This is a genomic window from Sphingobacterium hungaricum, assembly GCF_015210005.1.
Taxonomy (GTDB): Bacteria; Bacteroidota; Bacteroidia; order Sphingobacteriales; family Sphingobacteriaceae; genus Sphingobacterium; species Sphingobacterium hungaricum.
The window spans coordinates 1323611-1340244 of sequence record NZ_MU158698.1; the positions used below are offsets into that span (position 1 = coordinate 1323611).

General features: G+C 40.2%; 11 protein-coding genes. 9 read left to right on the top strand and 2 right to left on the bottom strand.

The features are described from left to right. Nucleotides 1–847 precede the first annotated feature (847 nt). The 4 genes from C4F49_RS09055 to C4F49_RS09070 are packed head-to-tail and all read left to right on the top strand — an operon-like array spanning nt 848 to nt 8753. Complete coding sequence (locus tag C4F49_RS09055) at nt 848–3982, top strand: SusC/RagA family TonB-linked outer membrane protein (RefSeq protein WP_196935542.1); 3135 nt, start codon at nt 848–850, stop codon at nt 3980–3982. An 11-nt stretch (nt 3983–3993) separates the two neighbouring features. Next, the gene (locus tag C4F49_RS09060; RefSeq protein ID WP_196935543.1) at nt 3994–5895 is read left to right on the top strand and encodes a RagB/SusD family nutrient uptake outer membrane protein; all 1902 of its coding nucleotides are present in this window, start codon (nt 3994–3996) and stop codon (nt 5893–5895) included. A gap of 40 nt (nt 5896–5935) precedes the next feature. Next, nucleotides 5936–7321: a 3-keto-disaccharide hydrolase gene (locus C4F49_RS09065; protein ID WP_196935544.1), complete on the top strand. Its 1386-nt coding sequence runs from the start codon at nt 5936–5938 to the stop codon at nt 7319–7321. 16 nt (nt 7322–7337) lie between these two features. Further along, on the top strand, nt 7338–8753 hold the full coding sequence (locus C4F49_RS09070) for a Gfo/Idh/MocA family oxidoreductase (protein WP_196935545.1): 1416 nt from the start codon (nt 7338–7340) through the stop codon (nt 8751–8753). A gap of 223 nt (nt 8754–8976) precedes the next feature. Here the strand turns inward: C4F49_RS09070 and C4F49_RS18200 are convergent, their stop codons facing one another. Together C4F49_RS18200 and C4F49_RS09075 are read right to left on the bottom strand one after the other, a co-directional pair. Next, entirely contained in the window at nt 8977–9360 is a 384-nt protein-coding gene (locus tag C4F49_RS18200; RefSeq protein WP_231388250.1) for an acyl-CoA dehydrogenase family protein, read from the bottom strand. After that, the gene (locus C4F49_RS09075) at nt 9261–10139 is read right to left on the bottom strand and encodes an acyl-CoA dehydrogenase family protein (protein ID WP_231388251.1); all 879 of its coding nucleotides are present in this window, start codon (nt 10137–10139) and stop codon (nt 9261–9263) included. Before C4F49_RS09075 ends, C4F49_RS18200 begins: the two co-directional genes overlap by 100 nt. Nucleotides 10140–10243: 104 nt before the next feature. Between C4F49_RS09075 and amaB the strand changes: the two genes are divergently transcribed. The 5 genes from amaB (at nt 10244) to C4F49_RS09100 (ending at nt 16633) form a co-directional block, all read left to right on the top strand. Continuing rightward, a complete protein-coding gene (gene amaB, locus C4F49_RS09080) occupies nt 10244–11773 on the top strand; it encodes an L-piperidine-6-carboxylate dehydrogenase (protein WP_196935546.1) in 1530 nt (509 codons plus the stop codon). A 4-nt stretch (nt 11774–11777) separates the two neighbouring features. Next, on the top strand, nt 11778–13064 hold the full coding sequence (gene lat, locus C4F49_RS09085) for an L-lysine 6-transaminase (protein WP_196935547.1): 1287 nt from the start codon (nt 11778–11780) through the stop codon (nt 13062–13064). 108 nt (nt 13065–13172) lie between these two features. Beyond that, nucleotides 13173–15035 (top strand): DNA mismatch repair endonuclease MutL, encoded by a 1863-nt coding sequence (gene mutL / locus C4F49_RS09090; RefSeq protein WP_196935548.1) that lies wholly within the window; start codon nt 13173–13175, stop codon nt 15033–15035. 88 nt (nt 15036–15123) lie between these two features. Then, nucleotides 15124–15762 (top strand): rhomboid family intramembrane serine protease, encoded by a 639-nt coding sequence (locus C4F49_RS09095; protein WP_336244683.1) that lies wholly within the window; start codon nt 15124–15126, stop codon nt 15760–15762. Between the two features lie 4 nt (nt 15763–15766). Next, nucleotides 15767–16633, top strand: coding sequence for a rhomboid family intramembrane serine protease (locus C4F49_RS09100; RefSeq protein ID WP_196935549.1), 867 nt, complete (start codon nt 15767–15769; stop codon nt 16631–16633). The last annotated feature ends 1 nt before the right edge of the window (nt 16634 follow it).

Genomic DNA, 16634 nt, shown 5'->3' on the forward strand with positions numbered 1-16634 from the left:
GATTTGCTTAGCTTAAGTTTATCTTTCGGAAGAACTGAATCTTCCTTGCGAACTTTCGCTCTCTCAAGCTACTCGCTGCGTTTACATGATCATTTTCTTAAAGAACTTCTATCGCATCCGCTTCGCGCTTCTGCTTATATAACCTCGCTATAAATAGCTCAATCTTTTCGTTTTTATTCCCAAGATCCCTTCAGATCTTGTCCCCTTCGTTTCCGTTGGGACTGCAAAGGTAGAAATCTTTTCCGAACCTCCAAAACTTTTTTTGTTTTATTTTGTTTGGAACGTTTTGGGCTTGCTTTCCGCTATCGCTAGCTTCTGGCTATTTCTCCCGATTCCTTAGCTTTTCAATGCTGTCCCTCCCTTGCGGAGTGGTGCAAAAGTAGAACTTTTAAACACTAACTTCCAAATAGAATCTGAGAAATAATTGTTTAAACATTATAACTACCTCAGAATGCGCCAAATAAATTATTTCATTAAACTCAAAAATGCTTCTAAATATGCTAAAAACCGAAATTTAGGTTTAAAGAGAGCAGATTTTCACTAGCGTATTCTTCAAAGATACGAGTATGCATTTTGCAAAACCGCTTATATTCTTTTAGGAATTGCCAATTTCTAACGAACAGCAAAAAATTACTGTCATGTATCTAAATCCATAAAAAACTGATTTTGCACTCAAACGTTTTCGTAAATAAACTCCATTAAACATGCAAAACCCAATTTAATTATTGACAATATTTGCACCGTACCAAGAGTAAACAAAATAAACTTATACGTTAAAAATTCTTCTCTGATAAAAATTAGTTTATCGAGAGAAGATTTAACAGCATTCATCTTAACATACTAGATTATGAACAATCTAAAACATTGGTTAATCTGTCTCGGGACACTTTTACTTGTTCTGCAGAACCAGCTGTCCTTCGGACAAGAAACGTCAAAAACGATAACGGGAACTGTAAAAACCGCAAGCGGCGATCCATTACAAGGCGCAACTGTAATGGTAAAGGGCACATCAATTGGATCGTCAACGGATTTGCAAGGAAAATTTACGCTTGAGATCCCTTTAGTACACCAAGATAAAATCTTGGCCGTAACTTATAGTGGCTACCTCGAAAAAGAAGTTACACTTACTGGACAAAATACTATCGAAGTAGTACTAGCTCAATCATCTGAAGGAATAGACGAGGTAGTAGTGGTCGGATATGGCACCGCCCGAAGAAAAGATTTAACAGGATCAGTGGCTTCAATTCAAGCAACGAAACTAGAAGCTGAAGCTCCGCGGTCTGTCCAAGATTTATTAAGAGGCAATGCAGCCGGAATGATTATCGGACAAGGAAATTCGGCCAAGGGGGATGCTAGTCTTTTAGTCAGGGGAAGCGGAACGTTAAAAGCTGGGAATAGTCCTTTGAATGTTGTCGATGGGGTAATATTCGATGGAACGTTTGCCGATTTAAATCCAAATGATATCCAATCCATCGATATCTTAAAAGACGCAAGTGCAACTGCAGTATACGGAGCTAAGGCGGCAAATGGTGTAGTAATCATCACGACAAAGCGAGGTTCAAGCGGTAAACCAAAAATATCTTTTAACGCGAATTTGGGTGTAGCACAGGAAGCGGGTGTACAAAGAGTATTAACGGCAGATGAATTCATTGATTATCGTTACGATTATCAAATAGGAAGAAGAGCACAAAGTTATCATGATCAATATCCCGAGATGTTCGTTCAACCAACGAAACTGACTAACATAAGTCCTTTGGATTGGTATAATTATGACCAAGATCAACCAGTTACTTCAGTAACAGATGAACAACTGCTTCGCACCTGGCTGTCGCGTCTGGACTTTAAAACACCTGAAATAGATAACTACATCGGGAATAATATCACTGACTGGCAGGATTTGGTATTTAGAAACGGTATTCAACAAGATTATTCTGTGAGTGTCTCAAATAGATCAGATAACTTCAATTACTATTTATCTTTCAACCATGTTGATCGCGAAGGCATTATAGAAGGAAATCGATTTAAAAATTTTCGTACAAGAATTAATTTGGAATCAACCATCACCTCTTTTTTGAAAGTTGGAACCAACACCAATTTTGCGACAAGAAATGAGGGGTTTTTACAAGCAGATTGGGGACAGTCTGCGGTGATATCACCATATGGATCTAATAACATTGATGACATCAATAGTTTGTATCGCAGATCGCCAACTGGTGATCCATCCACTGTGAACCCATTTTTTGACAACCTCTACCGCGATCGCGTAGATCGTTACAACACATTGAATTCAACACTATATGGAATAATTTCGTTGCCACTGGGAATTGAATTCCAGTCAAACTTCACCCCGACTTTCGTTTGGAGAGAATACTACAACCATGACTCTTCACAAAACCCAGAGTGGGCATCGGGCGGTGGAAGTGCGGAACGAAGTTTTGAAAAAACATACAACTGGCAAATAGATAACGTCTTACGATGGAAGAAAAGCCTTGGCAAACACAACATGGAAGTTACGCTATTGCAAAATGCTGAGAAGGGACAGTTCTGGAGAACGCAAGCAAATACTTCAAATTTTGTCCCGAGCGATATTTTAGGCTGGCATAGATTACAAGCGGGCACAGTCCCCTTGAATTCAAGTAATGACACCTATCGCACCGGCGATGCCTTAATGGGTCGTCTATTCTATTCATACGACGAAAAATATATGTTGACTGCATCTGTAAGAAGGGATGGGTATTCTGCTTTCGGCGCTCAAAATCCAAGAGCAACTTTCCCGGCGTTGGCGTTCGCGTGGAACTTCACTTCCGAGGAATTTCTAAAATCTACATCGAACTGGTTAGATTACGGAAAGTTAAGGTTGTCATGGGGTCAGAACGGAAATCGTGATATCGACCAATACCAAGCCTTATCAGATATGACCTCAGGTCTGCATCCTTACATTGATGCAACGGGAAAATTATATCTGTATTCCCAGCTTTATGTGAATAGAATGGCCAATCTCGGATTAAAATGGGAAAGCAAGTCATCCTATAACGTCGGTTTAGACTTCGGAATCTTAAAGAACAGAATCAGTGGAGCGTTAGATTTCTATACCGCGACAACAAAAGATCTTTTAGTCGACAGAGAGCTACCAGAAATCATTGGATTTAGCAGTGTAGCGGCGAATTTGGGAGAACTAAAAAACACTGGATTTGAGATAACGCTTAACGGAAGTATTATACAACGCGAAAAGTTCACTTGGAATACCTCCCTTATTTTTATGCAAAATCGTAGAAAAATAACAAAACTGTATGGCGATATGATCAACATACTAGATGACGAAGGTAATATTATTGGCGAACGTGAAGCGGACGACATCAAGAACAGATGGTTTATTGGCCAAGATCCAGACCGTATTTTTGATTATGAACGTTCTGGCGTATGGCAAATTGGCGAAGAGGAAGAAGCGGCAAAACTAGGTCTTCAGCCAGGCGACTTCAAATACATCGATCAAAATGGGGATGGAATTATGTCAGATGCTGATCGAACTTTTCAGCGTTACAAAACTCCAAGATTTCGTTGGTCATGGCGCAATGATTTTAGTTACAATAATTTCAGCCTTTCTTTTTTCATTTACTCGAACTGGGGACAAACAGATACATATAACAGAGCTGCGAATACTAGCAATTTTCCAGATCGCGCTACGGACTATGCACTACCTCGCTGGACACCCGAAAATCCAATCAATGACTATGGCCGAATTGGATCAAAGAATGTTGGAAATAATTATGTAGATCGCTCGTTCATTCGCGTAGACAACATAACCTTAGGCTATTCAGTTCCGTCTGAATTCATCAACCGATTTAAAGTTCAAAACTTGCGTATTTCTGCAAGTGTTAGAAATGCAGCTTTCTATGCTCCGCATTGGGAGTTTGGTGACCCAGAATCAGGAGGCCAGCCGACCCCAAGAACTTACAACCTTAATTTTAATTTCTCACTTTAATGAGTACTGTTATGATTAACTATAAAAATATAGCTTCGATAGCATCAGTTAGTTTTATTTCCATATTAATACTGGCTGGATGTAGTAAAGATTGGTTAAAACCACAACCATTGTCTTTTTATGCTCCAGATGTTGCTTTATCTAATGCAGAAGGTATGTATTCAGCATTAACGGCTTGTGAACGAAACATGCGTCATGAATTTTTTGGTGAAGGAGCTCCCTCCTTAACTGAAATGATTCAATCCGACATTGCAGTCGAGGGAACCACTGACAAAGCTGGCCCTCAAATGGACATGGACATATCGCTTCTTCCAGATGCAAATTTAAACAGCGTTGATTTTACAAAAGTCGGCTGGTATTGGTTTGAAGGATATAAAGGAATAAAATATGCAAATTTAATTATTGCACGAATCGATGACGCAACATTTACGAATGAAGAACAAAAAAATCAAATTCTAGGCGCTGCTTATTTCCAACGTGCTTACCGTTATTTTAAACTGGTTCACCAGTTTGGGGACGTGCCTTTCATTGATTGGGAAATCAATGAGCCAAAATATGATTTCTATTCTCACGATCGCTGGACGATTTTAGAACGGCTAAAAAAGGATTTGGAGTTTGCATACCAATGGGTGCCTGAGAAAGTAGACCGAGGCCGCACTTCCAAATCGGCCTGTGGTATATTGTTGATGAAAGTGTACATGTCATTATCTCAATTTAATGATGCCGTCAGAGTTGGAAATGAAATTGTTGCTTTGCATCCATTAATGAAAAACCGTTTTACAGCAAATAAGGACCGTCCAAATACAAATCTTATGTTCGATCTTCATAGTGTTGAAGCTAAATTAGACATGAGTAATACGGAAGGACTGATGTATGTTGTCTCGTCTCCAAATGTTGAGGGATCCGCGCGTATTGAATCCATGAGAAATGGCGTCCCATTTTGGAACAATGGAAGCATTAGAACTCCCGACGGTTTAACGGGAACAAGCATTGCCCTTGCTCCTGGTGAAACGGATCAATCGCTTGATCTTAATAAAACCTATGGCAGAGGAATAGGAAAACTGCGTCCAACATGGTATTTTACGAATCAAATCTGGCGTTCGGATAAAGAAGCGAACGACCTAAGAGGGATTCATAATCGGGATAGCTGGCGCAGAATGGAGGATTTGAAGTACAACCATCCTGATCTGAAAAAAAATGGAAATCCTTGGTACGGCAAGAACTTTGTAAAAAACCCAAGCATGAGCGTGGAAGACACGATCCGTTTATGGTATTCTTGGCCTCATTTCAAACTTTTCGTTCCAGATCCATTGCAAGCCACTTGGGCAGGCGGAGAAACGCCTTGGTATATCTACCGTTCTGCAGAAGTTTATTTGTTATTGGCGGAAAGCTATTATTGGCTAGATCAGCCAGGAAATGCCGCGACCGCCTTGAATGAAGTTCGAGTTCGTGCTGGAGCTACTCCATTAACTTCCGGGGAAATAAACATGAATGAAATTCTCGATGAACGTGCTAGAGAATTATACTACGAAGAGAACCGTCACATCGAATTAGTAAGAATATCTTATATTTATGCTAAAACTGGAAAGCCATGTGAGATACATGGCGGAAAAGTGTACAGCTTAAACAACATCAGCGGACCGGGCGGAGTTAATTCCAATGTCAAACAAGAGGGTGTTAACTTTTGGTACGATAGGGTTGTTGACAAGAGCAACTTTTACAACAAAGGTGTTAAACATCGATGGGCCGAGTACAAGGTGAGTGTTCATCACATGCTTTGGCCGGTTCCAGCGAGTGCGATTAATACAAATTTAAAAGGAATTATAAATCAGAACATCGGCTACCCGGGAGCTGAAAGAAACTTACCGCCTCAATTAGTTCCGGAAGAAGGAACTGTTTTTGGCCCTAAATAGAATCTATAACAATAAAATAATAAACATAAAAAAATCAGTAATGGCAAAATACTTTATATTAGCAGCTCTACTTTCTTTTGGTTTGATTTCCTCAACAGCCATAGCGCAATCTGCTGCTAAAAATCAAAAAGGATGGACAAATTTATTTGATGGGACAAGCCTTAAAGGATGGAAAGCCGTGGGCGGTAAAGCTCCGTACACGATAGAAAATGGGGCGATTGTTGGAACCATGACAAAGAAGACTCCAAATTCATTTTTGATTACGGAAGAACAATACGGTGATTTTATTTTGGAGCTGGATGTTAAACTAGAAGGCAATCAAACGAATTCCGGTGTGCAGACGAGAAGCCAATATGACCCTTCAGCAAATAATGGACAAGGACGCGTGTCTGGCAGACAAGTAGAAATCGACCCATCAGCAAGAGCATGGACAGGCGGTATCTATGACGAAGCTCGCCGTGGCTGGTTGTATCCTTTGGATTTAAATGAAAAGGCAAAAACGGCGTACAAAGCAGATGAGTTCAACCATTACCGCATCGAAGCGATAGGTGACGAAATCAGAACTTGGGTCAATGGAATTCCTGTTGCTTATGTAATCGATACGTTAGATAAAAAAGGAATAATCGGTTTGCAGGTACATAGCATTCCTGATGAATTGGATGGAAAAAAAGTGTTTTTCAAGAACATCAAAATCCAAACTTCTAATTTAAAGCCTACAGCTTTTCCGAAAGACATTCACATTGTCAACTTAAAACCAAACGATGTTAGCAAAGCTGAAAAAACAGCTGGTTTCAAACTTTTGTTTAATGGTATCGATTCAAAAGGCTGGAGAAGTGTCCGCTCGGATAAATTTCCAGAAAAAGGCTGGGCAATCAAAAACGGGGTTATCAATGTTGCTAAATCTGACGGTGGCGAATCGACTAACGGCGGTGATATTATTACCAATGAAAAATTCGCGGCGTTCGATTTAACATTCGAATTCAAATTGACACCAGGTGCAAATTCTGGAGTCAAATATTTTGTCACACTTAAAGAAGTAACGACTGGTTCTGCTATAGGTCTAGAATATCAGGTGCTGGATGATGAAAAACATCCCGACGCTAAATTAGGCAGAGATGGCAATCGTACATTGGCTTCGCTATATGATTTGATGACCTCGAACAGGGATGGCCGTGCTCGCAGACCAATCGGTGAGTGGAACAGAGGACGTGTAGTTGTTACTGCAGATAATCAAGTGACGCATTATTTGAACGGAATTAAAATGTTAACTTACAAAAGAGGTTCTCAGGAATTTAAAGATTTAGTGGCGATCAGCAAATACAAAGACTGGGAAGGTTTTGGCGAAGCCAATGAAGGACACATTTTGTTACAAGACCATGGAGACAATGTCTCTTTTAGAAATATTAAAATAAAAAAGATTAAATAATCAAAATAGAACTAAGATGATTCATTCTTTATCACGTAGAAATTTCATTAAAAAAACAACCATGGCAGGCGGCGCATTAATTATGTCAAATAGCCTGTTAGGAAATATTAAAATGGCTTCGCCAAATGAACGCGTAAATCTTGCCTGTGTTGGTATTGGAAACAGAGCAGCCGAAATCATTAAAGAACTTCACAAAACCGGACTTTGTAATATTGTCGCTCTGTGTGATGTGGATTTAGGTGCAAAACAGACATTGGAAATCCTGAAACTTTTCCCCGATGCAAAGAGATACCAAGATTTTAGAAAAATGTTCGACGAAATGGGCAATCAATTCGATGCTGTTTCTATAGGAACACCAGATTTTGCACATTTTGCGGTTACCATGCATGCCATTGATTTGGGAAAACATGTGTACGTAGAAAAGCCAATGGCGAGCACCTTTTGGGAGGTAGAGCTGATGATGAAAAAAGCTGCGAAATTTCCAAAAGTGGTGACACAAATGGGGAACCAAGGACATTCAGAGGCAAATTACTTTCAATTCAAGGCTTGGCAAAAAGCTGGCATTATCAAAGATGTAACCCGAATCGATGCGCATATGAATATGCCAAGACGCTGGCACGGATGGGACCCTAATATCAAAAGGTTCCCAAATGCTGAACCAATTCCAGAAACATTGGATTGGGATATCTGGCAGATGCAAACCTTAGGTCACGATTACAACAAGGATTTTGTCAATGGACAATGGCGTTGCTGGTTTGATTTTGGAATGGGCGCGTTGGGTGATTGGGGAGCGCATATTCTTGACACAGCGCACGAGTTCCTTGACCTGGGACTACCGACTAGCGTCGAAGCAGTTTCGCTCGACGGACATAACTCGTTCTTCTTCCCAATGTCATCCACGCTAAAATTCAGCTTTCCGAAACGCGGAGGAATGCCCGCTTTGGATGTGAATTGGTACGATGGCATAGACAACCTACCTCCTATTCCAGAAGGTTATGGCGTGTCCGGTCTAGACCCGAACATTCCGCCTCCAAGTACAGGTAAAATTGAACCAGCGAAATTAAATCCTGGAAAAATCATTTATGGCAAAGGATTAACATTCAAAGGTGGATCGCATGGCTCAACGCTTCAAATTATTCCAGAAAGCAAAGCCAAAGATTTAGCAAACAAACTTCCATCTGTCGAAGCCTCTCCATCAAACCACTTTGCAAACTTCTTGAAAGCTTGTAAAGGAGAAGAAAAAACACGCTCTTCTTTCGATATCGCAGGACCATTAAGCCAAGTATTCTGTTTGGGTGTTATTACCCAGCGTTTGAATAATAAAATTGTGTTTGATCCGAAGAAGAAAGAAATCGTGAATGATAAATTTGCTAACGCTTTGTTAATAGGCCCGCCTCCGGCGAAAGGCTGGGAACAGTATTACAACGTATAAAAAGTAAAGAGGCTGTATCATAAATCAATTTTGAACATCTTTTGCCAAATTAAGTTTTGAGCAAATGATTAAAGTTAGTAAAACGGGCAATTTTCGATGTGAAAATTGCCCGTTTTTTCTTTGTAAACAGTCACCTTAAACTGATGGCCAAATTTTATTTTGTAAAGCCAACTTCAATTTTACTTTTGATACAGCCTCTTTATTGTTAAAGAATAGGAATAAATCAAAAACCGCTTATTCCCGTAATATCCTGGCCTGTTATCAGCAAATGAATATCATGAGTTCCTTCGTAGGTAATGACGGATTCGAGATTCATCATGTGACGCATGATCGGATAATCGCCGACAACACCCATTGCGCCAAGGATTTGCCGCGATTCACGCGCGACATCCAAAGCCATCTTGACATTGTTTCTCTTCGCCAAGGAAATTTGTTGAGGAGTCGCTTTTCCTTCGTTTTTCAATACACCTAATCGCCAAGACAGCAACTGTGCTTTTGTAATTTCCGTTAACATTTCTGCCAATTTCTTTTGCTGAAGTTGAAAGGAAGCAATGGGTTTTCCAAATTGTTTGCGATGAGCGAATAGCTTAATGCGGTTTGGTAACAATCAATAGCTGCGCCAATAGCTCCCCATGAAATTCCATAGCGAGCAGAATTTAAGCAAGACAATGGCCCTCGCATGCTATTCACTTCTGGCAAGATATTTTCTTCCGAAATATACAGCTCATCGAAAACAAGTTCTCCCGTTCGCGACGCGCGCAATGACCATTTATGTAAAGTTTCGGGTGTGGAAAATCCGTCCATTCCCCGTTCTACCAAAACTCCTCTGACTTTTTTGGAATCGTCTCTTGCCCAAACGACAGCTACATCGCAAGTTGGCGCGTTGGTAATCCATAGCTTGGAGCCGTTTAAACGATAGCCTTTTCCATCTTTTGTTAATCGGGTTTCCATTCCGGCAGGGTCAGATCCATGATTGGGCTCGGTTAAACCAAACGACCCAACAAGTTCTCCAGACGCTAATTTCGGCAAGAACTTTCTTTTTTGTTCTTCGGAGCCAAATGCGAAAATCGGATACATCACCAACGAGGATTGCACAGATGCCGCGGAGCGAATAGCAGAATCGCCCATTTCTAATTCTTGCATAATCAATCCATAAGAAAGCTGATCTAATCCTGCTCCGCCATACGCTGATGGAATAAATGAGCCCAGCGCTCCAGCCTTTCCTAATTTTTTCATTAAATCAGGAATTTCGGTATGCGCTTGCGCGCAATCTTCTATAGGAGGCTCCAGCTCTTTGCTGACAAAATCACGGATACTTTGTCGAATCAACAGCTGGTCAGCACTTAATAAATCATCTATTTCATAATAATCTGTCGTGATCCTCATATATCAAAAATTTATGATGAAAGATAAAAAATTCAAACTTTATGCTAAAAAACAAAAATAAATTCATTATTTTTATCATAATATAGAATATTATATTCCTTAACATGATAAATAAAGAATTAAAAATATTAGGCATCAGCAAGGCCAATCTCGGCACATCAACTGGAACCAAACAATTTGCGAAAGGCAAATTCATCACATCCTATTCACCTGTCGACGGCAAAGAAATTGCGCAAGTTCAATGTACAACAAAAAAAGAATATGAAAAAGTCATTGAAACAGCACAGCAAGCACAGCTTTCTTGGCGTAATATTCCTGCACCGCAGCGCGGTGAAATCGTCCGCCAGTTAGGCGACAAATTGCGCCAGCTGAAACCGACTTTAGGAAAATTGGTTTCCTATGAAATGGGCAAATCGTATCAGGAAGGAATGGGCGAAGTGCAAGAAATGATTGATATTTGTGATTTTGCCGTTGGTTTATCCCGTCAGTTATACGGAAACACGATCCACTCCGAACGTCCTGGGCACCGCATGTATGACCAATATCACCCTTTAGGAATTGTAGGAATTATTTCCGCTTTCAATTTTCCGGTTGCTGTCTGGTCTTGGAATGCGGCTTTAGCTTTAGTTTGCGGTGATGTCGTGGTTTGGAAAGCCAGTGAAAAAACGCCATTGTGCGCGATTGCTTGTCAGCAAGTTTTGGCAGAAATTTTAAAGCAAAATAAATTGCCCGAAGGAATTTCTTCCTTAATCACGGGCGATGCGGAAGTTGGGAACTGGCTTTCGGAAGATAAACGAATTCCTCTGATATCTGCGACCGGCTCGACCCGCATGGGAAAAGAAGTCGCGGTCAAAGTTGCGCAGCGATTGGGAAAAACATTGCTCGAACTTGGCGGCAATAATGCCATTATCGTAACCGAAGAAGCGGATTTGAAAATGACGCTGATTGGCGCCGTTTTTGGAGCGGTCGGAACTGCAGGGCAACGCTGCACCAGTACGCGCCGTCTGATTGTGCACGAAAAAATCTACGAGCAAGTCAAAAAATCTTTGGTAGACGCCTATAAGCAACTGAAAATCGGAGATCCGTTGGATTCTAAAAATCACATGGGTCCTTTGATCGATCAAGATGCTGTCGCAATGTATAGCAAAGCTGTGCAATCCATCAAGGCAGAAGGCGGAAAAATTCTAGTGAAAGAAGAAGTTTTAAAAGGCAAAGGCTACGAAAGCTGCTGTTACGTAAGGCCAGTGATTGCCGAAGTGGAAAATCACTTCGCCATTGTTCAAGCAGAAACTTTTGCACCAATCCTATACTTGATAAAATACAAAGGCGATGTCGAAAATGCCATTGCTTTGCAAAATGAGGTTGCACAAGGACTTTCATCCGCCATCATGACAACAAATCTACGCCAAGCAGAAATCTTTCTGAGCCAGAATGGTTCGGATTGTGGCATAGCCAATGTCAATATTGGCACTTCTGGCGCTGAAATCGGAGGCGCTTTCGGAGGCGAAAAAGAAACCGGAGGTGGCAGAGAATCCGGATCAGACGCATGGAAAGTATATATGCGAAGACAGACCAATACCATTAACTACACAACGAGCCTTCCCTTAGCGCAAGGCATTAAATTTGACTTTTAAGAGAATGAGAGAAACACATCAACGTTTAGCAAAGCATATCTTAGCGGATGGGCTTCCAGTAGTAATTGATTTAGAAAAATCATCGGGTTCTTATTTAGTGGACGACAATGGCGACCGCTATTTGGATATGTTCAGCATGTTTGCTTCATCGCCTGTAGGCTATAATCATCCATATATTTTAGAAAATCAATCGCAGTTAACAAAAGTTGCGCTCAACAAATTAGCACTTTCCGATGTTTACGCAACAGAATTTGCTGATTTTTTAGATGTGTTTGAGCGTGTGGCTATGCCAAAAGAATTGAGCTATGCATTCTTTATTGAAGGCGGAGGATTGGCTGTAGAAAATGCATTAAAAGCGGCGTTTGATTGGAAAACACGTTTAAACATTTCCAAAGGTATCGATAAGGAGGCTGGAAAAGTTATTCATTTTAAAGAAGCATTCCATGGAAGAACAGGCTACACATTGTCGCTGACAAATACCAAAGACCCTCGAAAATACATGTATTTTCCAAAATTCGATTGGCCGAGAATTGCAAATCCTAAATTGCATTTCCCGCTGAACGAAGAAGATATCCAAAACACGATTACGGTAGAGAAACTGGCTATTCAGCAGATTGAAGATGCATTGAATAACAATACAAACGAAATCGCCTGTATCATCTTAGAACCTATTCAAGCCGAAGGCGGCGATAATCATTTCCGGAAAGAATTTTTCCAGAAACTGAGAAGCATCTGCGATGAACATGAAATCCTATTGATTTTGGATGAAGTCCAAACCGGATTGGGTATGACCGGAAAAATGTGGGCGTATCAGCATTATGGCATTCTGCCGGATTTGATTTCGTTCGGGAAAAAATCCCAAGTATGCGGCATTTTGGCCAATAGAGCAAAGTTCGACCAAGTAGAAAAGCATGTCTTCGTAGAATCCAGCAGATTAAATTCCACCTTTGGCGGAAACCTGGTTGATATGATTCGCTTCAAGCTGATCTTAGAAATTTTCGAAAAGGAAAAACTAGTTGAAAAATCAGAAATTCTTGGCAAGTATTTGATCGAAAAATTGCTGGATTTAGCAAAAGAAAAATCCGCAATTTCCAACGTCCGAGGCTTGGGTCTGATGATCGCTTTCGATCTGCCATCGGCAGAAGCTAGAGACAGATTCGTTCAGCAAACTTTCGAACATAAACTGCTATTTATCGGTTGTGGCGAGCGAAGCATCCGTTTCCGGCCACATCTCACCGTCTCGAAAGACGAGCTGGATAAAGCCCTGCAAATTATTCAGGAGCTGATTTAATGAGCAAATCCTCTTAATTTATTAAGGGGATTTTTTATGTTGGCGCTTCGCAATAATTTGCTGAATATTCCAGAAGCTATTTTCATTTTTTGTAACTTCGTTGCAAATATGTCCGATATTATTCAATTACTTCCAGATGCTGTAGCCAATCAAATTGCTGCAGGTGAAGTGGTACAGAGACCTGCTTCTGCAGTAAAAGAACTGGTCGAAAATGCCATTGATGCCGGAGCTGACAAAATCAATCTGATTGTCCGCGATGCAGGCAAAACATTAATTCAAGTGATTGATAATGGGAGTGGTATGAGCGTCACCGACGCGCGCCTGTGTTTCGAAAGGCATGCAACTTCTAAAATTCGAAAAGCTGAAGATTTATTCGCTATCCAAACCATGGGATTTCGTGGAGAAGCTATGGCATCCATTGCGGCGATTGCGCATGTTGAATTAAAAACAAAGCGCGCAGAAGACGAATTGGGAACCATTGTTGAAATCGAGGGTTCAAGAATTATTGATCAGCATCCAGAAGCATTGCCGAATGGCACAAGCATTTCTGTAAAAAATCTATTTTATAACATTCCGGCAAGAAGGAATTTCCTAAAAAGCAATTCTGTCGAAATGCGTCACATCATCGACGAATTTCAGCGCATCGCGTTGGCAAACCCAGAATTGTTCTTCACCTTGCATAGCGATGGAAATGAAATATTTCATCTTCCGAAAGAAACGTTAAAACAGCGAATCGTCCATTTATTTGGAAATAACTATAACCAGAAATTAGTTCCTGTCGAAGAAGACACCACGATTATATCCATTAACGGTTTTATTGGAAAGCCTGAGTTTGCGAAAAAAACCCGAGGCGAACAGTTCTTTTTTGTCAACAAACGCTTTGTCAAAGATCCATACCTGCATCATGCAGTAATGAATGCCTACGAAGATTTGTTGCCTGCGGATTCATTTCCGTTATATGTACTGTTCATTGATATTGATCCTTCGAAGATTGACATCAATGTGCATCCAACAAAAACTGAAATCAAATACGAAGACGAAAAATCCATTTATGCGATTCTGCGCTCGACATTAAAGCGCTCATTGGGTAAATATAATATCGCTCCTTCGCTGGATTTTAACCAGGAAACAAGTTTCAATGGATTTATCACCCAAAAACCTTTAGATGAAATAAAGGTTCCGGCAATCGAATTCAACCCGAATTTCAATCCATTTGATACAGAGAAAGAACCCAAATCGTCGGGATTATCGTCCTATTCATCTGTTTTAGAAAAAAAATCGGGTATTCCACAAAATTGGGACACCTTATACCAGATTACTGAAAAAGAGCATGCAGAGCAATTGCCATTGCATCAATCTCATGACGATGATTTCTCTCAGAAAGAAGTTGCCGTAGTTAGCAAACAGCACCAGTTTTTTCAGCTGCACAAACTGTACATTGCTACGCAAATACATTCTGGGTTAATTTTAATCGACCAGCAAGCTGCGCACGAACGTATTTTATTCGAACAATTCAGAGAACATCTTCACACAAATCAGGGATTGAGCCAGCAAAGCTTATTTCCTCAGACGATTGATTTAAGTGTGAGCGATTTTAACATTGTCGAAGAACTGCTACCCGATTTGCAATCCTTAGGATTTCAATTGCGCCCTTTCGGCAAAACTACTTATATTGTTGACGGAATTCCGGCAGATTTAGGCAATGTCAATGAGAAATTGATTATTGAGCAGGTTTTGGAAGATTATAAGAATTATGATTCGGCTGTAAAACTGAACAAACGAGAGAGCTTAGCGAAAAGTCTAGCGAAAAATGCAGCGATTAAAGCCGGTACTTCGTTAGATCAAGATGCGATGGTCGAATTGTTTGACCGGCTTTTCGCATGCGAGCTTCCTAATATTTCCTTACAGGGAAAGCCTGTCTTGATTACGATTACGCTGCAAGAATTCGCAGAAAAATTTAACAAACTATAAAATACTCTTTATGAATAATATGTTGTCGAATCTTACGCCAGTTGCAAAAAACTTATTAATAATCAATATAGTTTGTTTTATTGGCAGTATGATTTTCAAAGATGCCACAATGTTATTTGGCGTCTTCTATCCTGATTCTCCATTCTTCCAAATATGGCAACCCATCACGTATATGTTTATGCATGGCGGATTGGGTCATATCTTTTTCAATATGTTTGCTTTAGTGATGTTCGGGCCAGTCATCGAGCAGATATTAGGCTCTAAGAGATTTCTGAATTATTACCTAATCTGTGGCTTGGGGGCTTTGGTCTTGCAATATGGTGTTCAAGCGATTGAGGTTTATAATATTGCTGGAACAGTAAGAGCGCATTCATTGATTAGTTTTGACATGTTTAACAATTCGATATCAGGAACAGCAGGCCTTAGCCAGGCTGATTTTAACACATTAGCTTCAATTTATGCCACACCTATGGTCGGCGCCTCAGGAGCGATTTATGGATTGCTATTGGCCTTTGGATATTTCTTCCCGAATCGGGAACTGATGTTGATTTTTGTTCCGGTTCCGGTGAAAGCTAAATATTTTATTCCTATTTTAATCGTTATAGAATTGGTATTGGCATTTACGCAGAGCGGCAGTTCAATTGCGCATTTAGCACATGTTGGCGGCGCATTATTTGGTTATCTGTTAATTAAAGCTTGGGGAATTAAACGACCGAATTTTTATTAAGTTTATGAGGAGCACGTACGCGATAAAAGATTTTTGGAAAGAAACCTATAAAACGGATTCCCCGATTCCTTTTATTATTACCGCTCAAGTAGTCGTATTCTTAGTCGTTCATCTCTTCAAACTGTTATCGGATACGGAGAATATGTCCACATCCGTTTATGCTTGGGTATTTGAACAGGGGAGTTTACCCAATTCTTTTGCTCATTTTATTAAACAGCCTTGGTCAATCCTGACGTATTCATTCCTATACGCAAATATTTTCAATCTATTATTTGACTGTTTGTGGCTCTATTTTATTGGAAATACCTTTCTTAATTTATTAAACAGAAGACAATTTCTGACCGTTTACTGTGGAGGAGCTTTATTGGGTGGCGCTCTATATCTGCTTTTTAATGAATTTCCTGTATTCTCGAGCAATTCGCCCTATCTGAATACATCGTCGATGGCCTTGGGCGCTTTGATCATGAGCACGACAACCTTGGTTCCAAGGAGCGAACTGCGCTTGTTTTTATTCGGGAATGTAAAATTATATGTCTTAGCAGCTATCTTTTTAATCCTGCAGTTCGGTTACTTTTTTCTCAATGATAAAACTGCCGCGATTAGTTATTCGCTTGTCATTTTAACAGGGTACCTATTTATGCAAGCATTGAAAAATGGAAAAGACTGGAGCCTTGTATTTAAGAAAAGACAAAAAAGAAAACTGAAAGTCGTACATCATGCGGCTAAGCGATACGCATCCACAAACAAACAAAATGAATTATCTAATCAGGAAGTGATTGATGGAATTTTAGATAAAATTTCAGCAGATGGGTATGAAAGTTTAACTTCGCAGGAAAAGGAGACTCTTTTTAAAGCAAGTAAAGAAGATTAGT

Bases quoted from the DNA above. Each gene is read 5' to 3' on its own strand.
- C4F49_RS09055 (WP_196935542.1), top strand. From the start codon at position 848: ATGAACAATCTAAAACATTGGTTAATCTGTCTCGGGACACTTTTACTT.
- C4F49_RS09060 (WP_196935543.1), top strand. From the start codon at position 3,994: ATGATTAACTATAAAAATATAGCTTCGATAGCATCAGTTAGTTTTATT.
- C4F49_RS09065 (WP_196935544.1), top strand. From the start codon at position 5,936: ATGGCAAAATACTTTATATTAGCAGCTCTACTTTCTTTTGGTTTGATT.
- C4F49_RS09070 (WP_196935545.1), top strand. From the start codon at position 7,338: ATGATTCATTCTTTATCACGTAGAAATTTCATTAAAAAAACAACCATG.
- C4F49_RS09075 (WP_231388251.1), bottom strand. From the start codon at position 10,139: ATGAGGATCACGACAGATTATTATGAAATAGATGATTTATTAAGTGCT.
- amaB (WP_196935546.1), top strand. From the start codon at position 10,244: ATGATAAATAAAGAATTAAAAATATTAGGCATCAGCAAGGCCAATCTC.
- lat (WP_196935547.1), top strand. From the start codon at position 11,778: ATGAGAGAAACACATCAACGTTTAGCAAAGCATATCTTAGCGGATGGG.
- mutL (WP_196935548.1), top strand. From the start codon at position 13,173: ATGTCCGATATTATTCAATTACTTCCAGATGCTGTAGCCAATCAAATT.
- C4F49_RS09095 (WP_336244683.1), top strand. From the start codon at position 15,124: ATGATTTTCAAAGATGCCACAATGTTATTTGGCGTCTTCTATCCTGAT.
- C4F49_RS09100 (WP_196935549.1), top strand. From the start codon at position 15,767: ATGAGGAGCACGTACGCGATAAAAGATTTTTGGAAAGAAACCTATAAA.